This is a genomic window from Pseudomonas sp. SDO5215_S409 (assembly GCF_054071325.1).
Window position 1 is genome coordinate 55,981 of record NZ_JBSVWN010000036.1, and the last position, 6,569, is coordinate 62,549.

Below are 6,569 nucleotides of genomic sequence, written 5' to 3' on the forward strand. Positions count from 1 at the left end.
CACGGCGGATGCGGACCCGCTAAGTGTAGGAAAAGATGTCAGCCATTCTAGGAGGCGTGGAGTTCGTTAATAAGGCGCAAAGTGTCGTCGTATTGAATTGTTTTTGGTCAAAGTGACGAATGTTGTGGTCAAACTGGCTGGCCACGGTCCAATTTGTTACTGAGGATGATGGACGTGGTGGTTTTCTCCACGCCGTCGACGCTGCCGATCTGGTCCAGCAATTGGTCCAGTTGTTCCGGCGAATCGGTGCGCAGCCAGGCCACGTAATCGAATTCACCGCTCACAGCACAGAGTTGCTGTACCTGCGCCATGGCACTGAGCCGACGCAACACTTCCTTGCCCGAGCGCGGCTGCACGGTGATCCCGACGTAGGCCTGCAAACCGCCGTCCATCACCCGCTGGGCCAGGCGCACGCCGTAGCCGGTGATCACCTGGGTTTTTTCCAGGCGCGCCAGGCGCGAGGTGACGGTGGTGCGGGCGATGCCTAACTGCCGGGCGAGCATGGCCACGCTTTCGCGGGCGTTGATTTGCAGGGCGGCGATCAGTTGACGGTCGATTTCGTCGAGGGCGGGCAAGGTGTTCTCCGGCGAGGGCGCAGTGGGGGGTATGTTACTCGTCGGATGGGCTGGGCAGGCTCACAGTTTTTCAAAAAGCCCTAATTGCCCTGTCCAAAGCTTGCTGTAAAGTAGCCCGCCACCGCCTAGGCTGCGCATCGAATATGAGGAGGCGACCCGAATGGGTTACCTGAAAAATCTGTATTGGAAACGCTGGATCAGAAGCCACAACTGCAAGCTTGCGGGCGGTTTGCAGTCCTTGGGCAAAAAGACCGAGCTGAAGCTTGAAGAGACGGCCGCCCTGGGCTGGGTGGATATCGATTCACCGCGGCTTTCAATCGGTGCCCACACCTACATTCGCAGTGACTGCGAGCTTTCTGTGGTGTCGTCGATCGGCCGGTTCTGTTCGATTGGCCATAGGGTGATCATCGGCCAGGAAAAACACACCCACCCCACCCACTGGCTGAGTTCACATCCGTTTCAGTACACCAATACCGCACTTTCCTACCATGCCAAAACTGATATGGCGGTGGTGGGGCATGACGTGTGGATCGGCCACAGCGCGATGATTCTGGAAGGCGTCAATGTTGGCACCGGCGCGGTGATCGCCACGCGCGCGTTGGTGGTCGACGACGTGCCGCCCTACGCCATCGTGGCGGGCGTGCCGGCAAAGGTTGTCCGGTTCCGACACCCTCCAGAAATCATTGAGCGCCTGCTGGCGAGTCGGTGGTGGGATATTGAAGTCGACACGCTGACAACGCTTGCGCTGGATGAGCCCGCAAAGTGCCTTGATCAGCTGGAGCAGGTCTTGCCGTCGCAGGCTGCGCGGTACAAGACCCTCACCGTCACCCGGCAAGGCTGCCAATTGGGCGACTGATACAAGGCGCTGCTAACACCTGCGCGGGGGCGGCCCAACTCAGCCCCCGCTGCACCCCTGGCCCCAGGCTTGATACGTCACGGTATGGGGTTGCCCGTGTGAGTCCACATAGTCGAACTTCACCGGGACAATGCCACAGACATTACTGAGGTCGGTGACACTGATCACCGTCGCCACATCCAACGGCACGCCCGTGCGGGCAACGTCCACCACCGGATCGGCAACGGCCTGGGTGGCAATAACGGTGAGTAACAAGGCAATAAAGGCTTTCATAAGGTTTGCTCCAGCGTCGAGAAGTGAGTTCAAGCGTTGCGTTCGCGCAGCCATTGACGTGCGGAGTCCGCCATCACGGGGAGCGCGCCCGCCAGCATCAAGACGTCTTTGAGCACCAGGCGCCCACCGCCGGACAAGAAGGGAAACCCGTGATGGGCATCCCCCAACGGCGCAACCCAGGCTTCGGGCGTAGTAACAAGGAAACTCAGCGTGACCAACGGCGTGCCGAACGCCAGCGCCCCACCCAGCAGGCCGGTACGTCGAGAAATCGGGTTGGACAGCACCAACAGGCCAATCAGGATCTCCACCACCCCCAGCCCGGTAGAAAACCCGTAAGTGTTATTGGCCACCTGCCAGGCGCGTTTTTGGGGGTTCAATTCACCTTCGTGGCCAAGGTGGGCTTTGTAATCCTCGGGATGTGCGTAGAAGAACGAAAGGAACGGGCTGTTGGCGACAAAGGGGGTAATGCTGTCTGCCTCGTACGGCACGAACTTGAGTGCGCCGATCCAGAGGAAAACAATGGCAATCGCCAGCCGCATGAGCGACGTGCCCAGGGTGTCCAGTTTGCCGATCAGGTTTAACCCGCGATTCAATGACGTGAGCATCAGACTTCTCCGTGTTGTTGGGAATGAAGCCAGTCTGAAGCGTGAGGGCGGGGCACTTTTGCGCGTTACGCTCAAGTGATTGTTCAATCGTCTCAATGGGAGGGGGGCAGATGTGAGGGTTAAAGCACGTCAGGGTTGCTTAGGCATTCGTGTTTATCAGACAGAGCACGACGCTATCCACTTCCATGTCAGCGTTGTACTGGAACACGGTTTCGATGTTTTTAGCGGTGTTTGGGAGGTGATACGTATCCCAACTGCCCGTCATCCCGAGTACCGGCATTTTGAAAGGCTGCTTGGACGCTGACGGTTCACCGTATCGCGACCGGACCCCTGCTTGATTCATTCGGCGTTGAAGCGCGTACGGCAAATTCCCGTCGTAGGCTGGGTACTCTTTGGGGGTTGTATGCAAATAGATATAGAGCGATTCAAGATGTTGACTGGCTGAAAATCCCAGCTCCAGACCGGGTGCGGGTGACATAGACGACGTTTCATCGCCCTCAAACATGTTTTTTGGCGGACCGTTTGGAAGATACATGCCGGACGCGACCAGCTCGGCGTAGGTGCGTCCGAGGCTTTTAATCAGGTCGTCAATCATTGCTGCGTTCATATCAGTACCAGCCCTGTTGCTGATGAAGGTTGTGCAGGTCGGTGCGCGGGTATGCAACCTTGACCATGACGCAAAAGCACCACACTGTAGTGGTCAACTGGTTCCGGGCACAGCTTTGAGTTTTTCTTCAGATTTCGCCGGAGCCGGTCCATCGTTGAATTAATGGGGCCGCATCCAGTCCGAGGCAAACCCCATCATCTTCAGCCGCTCGCTGCCGCTCAACCATCTGATCCCATCCGTACGGGTGAGCGATGAAAGTGGTCCAGCGCACCCACGATGCCCCGCCTTCGGCCATCTGCGTAAGGCCTTTCTGGCCTTGAGTGGCCAAGTCGCTGAACCCGGTTTTCACCTTGCCCAAGGGCTGGCTTACGCGGTCAACCAACCGCAGAATGAAGTCGAGCTTGCTGGTGGCGGCTGCGCTCATGCCGACCTCAACGAGGTTGAGGTATCGCCAATTTGGCTATATGATCCAAGCATGTCTACCCAACACCGATTTCGCGACAAGTACCGCATAGAACTGCGGGAAAAGGACCACCTGCCGCCGCACGTGCACTTGACGGGCGGCGGTGTCGATGTCTTGATAAGCCTTGAAACATGTGAGGCGATGCTGGGCCGCGCGCCATCTGTGGTGCTGAAAGAGGCTCTGGCATGGGTGCGCGAGCACCAAGACGAATTATTGGAGGAATGGCATAAGTGGCATCCATGAAACGCCCCCGCCTGCGGGCTGTGCAGGCACGTCCGGGCCACAAACTGGAACTGACGTTCATTGATGACCAGCGTTTTACCCTGGACATGACCCATGACGTCGGCACCTACCCGGGCCTCAAGCCGCTGCAAGCGGCCAAGGCGTTCGTCGGGGCGACCCTGGGCGATGACGGCTGGACGGTCGAGTGGCCCGAACTGGATATCCAGATTGGCGCCGACACGCTCTACCTCGACGCACTGGCCCAGGCGGCGCCCGATGAGAACACGCGGATTTTCATCGGCTGGCGCGCGCGCACCGGGCTCAACCTGGCGCAGGCCGCCGAAGCGTTGGGCGTAGCGACTCGCAGCATCACGCGCTACAGCAACGGGCGCGTAGCGGTGCCCCGCACGCTGGCATTGGCCTGTCTGGGCTGGGATCGCCTGCAAGAGCAACCCCCACGCAAACGGGCTTGAAGCCTGAACGGCGTTACTGACCATGTTGTCTCCCGAACCCCGCCGTGTGCGGGGTTTTTGTTAGCCTTTCAACGCCATGGCAATGCCGTTGGCCACGGCTATTTCCATGCGTTTCCATTGTTCGTCTTCCAGCCACTTGGTCGTGCTCATGTTCTCGGCGGGGGGGGCGCAGTGCCTGGCAGCCAGCGTTCGGTCCGACCCATCAATTCAACGATGGACTGGCTCCGGCGAAATCTGAAGAAAAACTCAAAACTGTGTCCGGAATGAGTTGACCACTACACATCCTCTTCTACGAGGTGTCAGCGCTTGGTAGGTCGTATCAGTTTGAAGTAGGCATGGTCTTGTTCCAGAACAGTTTTGTAACCGGCGCCTGCTTTGAGGGGAATCCTTACACTTTTGAAAATGTCATCCCATTGGGCAAATGCGGCTAGCGTTTGCTCAATGTAGTCGTTCGGCTTGAGGTACTTGTAGTCTGCGCACAGCTCTTGAATCAGCTTCCGGGTTGCCTTCCCTCGACCACTGTATGCCGTGGTGTGTTCACCCCGAGCCTCCGAAAAAGTCAGGTCGTATGCCGGCGCGAGCGTCCACACGGCTTTGTCACCAGGCTTCTCTGGCTCACGCCCGATAAACGCGAAGTTCTTGGTGTGATCGTCGTAGTTGTGAAACAGGGCATTGAAGACCATCACCCTGGCCATTTTTTCGACCTCTGCGGCACTACGCGTCAGCATGTTTGTGAGCTTGAGTAACCCGCTGTAGTCCATCGATGGAAGTTTGTACGCTGCGTACATAAGCGCAGAGACCGTGATCATGTGAAGCTTCTTAGCGCCCTGCCTGTCAAAGCGCTTTGTTGCAAAGAAGCCCTCTTGGCTACCGTCCTGCATGGTCATGTTCAGGATATTCGACTCAGCCATTTCAATACCTGCGTCCCTGGCCATCAGGTAGTAGGCGTACTCAAGTGCGCCGGTTTCAACCGGCTCACTAGGTGCCCTGAATTTGACTATCCAGTGATCATAGCCTGGCGGAACTGGCCCGAAAGCGGACGTTGCATGTTGCCCATCAGGAGACATGGCGACAATCGCTTTAGGACGTGCACCGCCAGGCGATCCCCCTGCAAGCCTGAGCGTGGTAAGCACTGCCGAAGTTTCTCCTGATAAGACTTCCACGGAATCCTCGAAGAGCTTTGCAAGATTAATTGTCCCCTTCAGCTCTTCTTTTTCCGCTTTTGGATGGTACTCAAACGCTCCCATGGCCCTGTCGCTCATGTAAGCAAGCCGATCCAGGGCAGTTACTGTGTAAGCCGTTCCGTCACCGAATTTGGCATTAAGGAATCTGTCCATCAGCAGCATGCCCCAGCCGTCTGGAAGAGAGTCCGCAAAGGGGCCATGTAATCCCTCGAACAGCTCAGGAGCACGAGCAAGCTGGGGTTTGTCGTCGAATTTCATCGTGAATGGCGACAAGTTGAAACCTGTCGCGAGCCATCCCGGGTCGTAAGTGAAAAAAATCCCGCGCCCCTCTTCTCTGTACAGATCACCGACCTTCACTCCGCTTTTGGTGACCTCAAGGGAATCAACGTGCTTCAGCTTTGGATAATCCTGACGCGGTTTCATTTAGTACCCCGTTTGCGCTTTGAGTTTTTCAGCTCTGTGAGGGAGTTCGGCTGCGAAGGTTTAAACAGAGTCGTTACCGGAGTCAGCTCATCAAGCGCAGTTGCAAGCAGAACCATTGATTCGAGAGTGATTGCGCCCGAGGTCTCAAACCGCTGGATCGACGACTCTGATACGCCTGAAAGCTCTGCCAAGGTCTTTCTTGTGAGATTTTTTGATAGCCGTAGCTTTTTTGCATTTTTACCCACATCGCGAGCAATCTCTGCGGGAGAGCTGAGCAGATGCATGAAAGACATGGCAAGCCTCGTTTAATTTTTCCTAATGGCTAAATCTGACTTGTTAAGGCCATAAAATCAGCACTATTAGTCAGTTCTGACCATTATAGTCAATGGGTGCGCGAGGGAAAAATATTTAATTCGCTAACGGTCAAATATGACTAATTAAATGGAAAAATGTATTTAATAGGTCAGTTATGACTAATTGTTTTTTCGACGCACAACTCAAAATGTGGGTGTCCGTCAGGCCCCGTATACATTGGGGTTTAGATCATGCGCCGAACGGCGCGCTGCAAATTCGGCGCACGGACAGGAAAAAAAAGACCGTTAATGTCGACCTAGTCGCGTCCTACTCCCGTGGTAGGGGCGATGGCGGTGTAATGGCAAAAACAATGCATTGCCCATTGAACGCATGGATCGATTGCCTAAGGCCGCATCATCCGGAGCGTGCCTCATATGGATCTCATCAAGCCCGGGGGACGCCTTGCGAAGCCAATCGGCGAAGAGAAGGTGCAGGTAACCGTCTATCTGAGCTCTTCTGACCGTAAGCGTCCGGCGAACTGTATGCGATCCATAAACCCCACCTACCCAACAGTGGGCTAACGGTTTACCGTGG

10 protein-coding genes and 1 pseudogene are annotated in these 6,569 nt (G+C 56.2%); 3 read left to right on the forward strand and 8 right to left on the reverse strand.

The window, feature by feature from the left end:
• Nucleotides 1-128: 128 nt before the first annotated feature.
• A complete protein-coding gene (locus ACW9H9_RS18520; RefSeq protein WP_457344631.1) occupies nucleotides 129-575 on the reverse strand; it encodes an Lrp/AsnC family transcriptional regulator in 447 nt (148 codons plus the stop codon).
• Between the two features lie 160 nt (nucleotides 576-735).
• Here ACW9H9_RS18520 and ACW9H9_RS18525 point away from each other — a divergent pair, with 160 nt between their 5' ends.
• Nucleotides 736-1,431, forward strand: a complete 696-nt coding sequence (locus ACW9H9_RS18525; protein WP_457344632.1) for a CatB-related O-acetyltransferase — start codon at nucleotides 736-738, stop codon at nucleotides 1,429-1,431.
• 39 nt (nucleotides 1,432-1,470) lie between these two features.
• Here ACW9H9_RS18525 and ACW9H9_RS18530 read toward each other — a convergent pair whose 3' ends face one another.
• The 4 genes from ACW9H9_RS18530 to ACW9H9_RS18545 form a co-directional block, all read right to left on the reverse strand.
• On the reverse strand, nucleotides 1,471-1,704 hold the full coding sequence (locus tag ACW9H9_RS18530; RefSeq protein WP_457344633.1) for a DUF2790 domain-containing protein: 234 nt from the start codon (nucleotides 1,702-1,704) through the stop codon (nucleotides 1,471-1,473).
• Between the two features lie 29 nt (nucleotides 1,705-1,733).
• Nucleotides 1,734-2,309: a reactive chlorine resistance membrane protein RclC gene (gene rclC, locus ACW9H9_RS18535; RefSeq protein ID WP_457344634.1), complete on the reverse strand. Its 576-nt coding sequence runs from the start codon at nucleotides 2,307-2,309 to the stop codon at nucleotides 1,734-1,736.
• Between the two features lie 139 nt (nucleotides 2,310-2,448).
• The gene (locus ACW9H9_RS18540) at nucleotides 2,449-2,916 is read right to left on the reverse strand and encodes a DUF6392 family protein (protein ID WP_457344635.1); all 468 of its coding nucleotides are present in this window, start codon (nucleotides 2,914-2,916) and stop codon (nucleotides 2,449-2,451) included.
• A 127-nt stretch (nucleotides 2,917-3,043) separates the two neighbouring features.
• On the reverse strand, nucleotides 3,044-3,340 hold the full coding sequence (locus ACW9H9_RS18545) for a hypothetical protein (RefSeq protein ID WP_457344636.1): 297 nt from the start codon (nucleotides 3,338-3,340) through the stop codon (nucleotides 3,044-3,046).
• 51 nt (nucleotides 3,341-3,391) lie between these two features.
• On the opposite strand from ACW9H9_RS18545, the gene ACW9H9_RS18550 reads away from it, so the two are divergent.
• Together ACW9H9_RS18550 and ACW9H9_RS18555 are read left to right on the forward strand one after the other, a co-directional pair.
• On the forward strand, nucleotides 3,392-3,622 hold the full coding sequence (locus ACW9H9_RS18550; RefSeq protein ID WP_457344637.1) for a DUF4160 domain-containing protein: 231 nt from the start codon (nucleotides 3,392-3,394) through the stop codon (nucleotides 3,620-3,622).
• A complete protein-coding gene (locus ACW9H9_RS18555; RefSeq protein ID WP_457344638.1) occupies nucleotides 3,610-4,074 on the forward strand; it encodes a DUF2442 domain-containing protein in 465 nt (154 codons plus the stop codon). Before ACW9H9_RS18550 ends, ACW9H9_RS18555 begins: the two co-directional genes overlap by 13 nt.
• Before the next feature lie 60 nt (nucleotides 4,075-4,134).
• Here the strand turns inward: ACW9H9_RS18555 and ACW9H9_RS18560 are convergent.
• The 3 genes and pseudogenes from ACW9H9_RS18560 to ACW9H9_RS18570 all read right to left on the reverse strand — a co-directional run bounded on the left by ACW9H9_RS18560 (nucleotide 4,135) and on the right by ACW9H9_RS18570 (nucleotide 5,974).
• Nucleotides 4,135-4,277: pseudogene (locus ACW9H9_RS18560) on the reverse strand (DUF6890 family protein).
• 96 nt (nucleotides 4,278-4,373) lie between these two features.
• Nucleotides 4,374-5,681 (reverse strand): type II toxin-antitoxin system HipA family toxin, encoded by a 1,308-nt coding sequence (locus ACW9H9_RS18565; RefSeq protein WP_457344639.1) that lies wholly within the window; start codon nucleotides 5,679-5,681, stop codon nucleotides 4,374-4,376.
• The gene (locus ACW9H9_RS18570) at nucleotides 5,678-5,974 is read right to left on the reverse strand and encodes a helix-turn-helix domain-containing protein (protein WP_457344640.1); all 297 of its coding nucleotides are present in this window, start codon (nucleotides 5,972-5,974) and stop codon (nucleotides 5,678-5,680) included. The genes ACW9H9_RS18565 and ACW9H9_RS18570 overlap by 4 nt, the downstream gene beginning before the upstream one ends.
• Between the last annotated feature and the right edge of the window lie 595 nt (nucleotides 5,975-6,569).

Coding starts and splice junctions, on each gene's coding strand:
- ACW9H9_RS18525 (WP_457344632.1), top strand. CDS start 736: ATGGGTTACCTGAAAAATCTGTATTGGAAACGCTGGATCAGAAGCCAC.
- ACW9H9_RS18530 (WP_457344633.1), bottom strand. CDS start 1,704: ATGAAAGCCTTTATTGCCTTGTTACTCACCGTTATTGCCACCCAGGCC.
- rclC (WP_457344634.1), bottom strand. CDS start 2,309: ATGCTCACGTCATTGAATCGCGGGTTAAACCTGATCGGCAAACTGGAC.
- ACW9H9_RS18540 (WP_457344635.1), bottom strand. CDS start 2,916: ATGAACGCAGCAATGATTGACGACCTGATTAAAAGCCTCGGACGCACC.
- ACW9H9_RS18545 (WP_457344636.1), bottom strand. CDS start 3,340: ATGAGCGCAGCCGCCACCAGCAAGCTCGACTTCATTCTGCGGTTGGTT.
- ACW9H9_RS18550 (WP_457344637.1), top strand. CDS start 3,392: ATGTCTACCCAACACCGATTTCGCGACAAGTACCGCATAGAACTGCGG.
- ACW9H9_RS18565 (WP_457344639.1), bottom strand. CDS start 5,681: ATGAAACCGCGTCAGGATTATCCAAAGCTGAAGCACGTTGATTCCCTT.
- ACW9H9_RS18570 (WP_457344640.1), bottom strand. CDS start 5,974: ATGTCTTTCATGCATCTGCTCAGCTCTCCCGCAGAGATTGCTCGCGAT.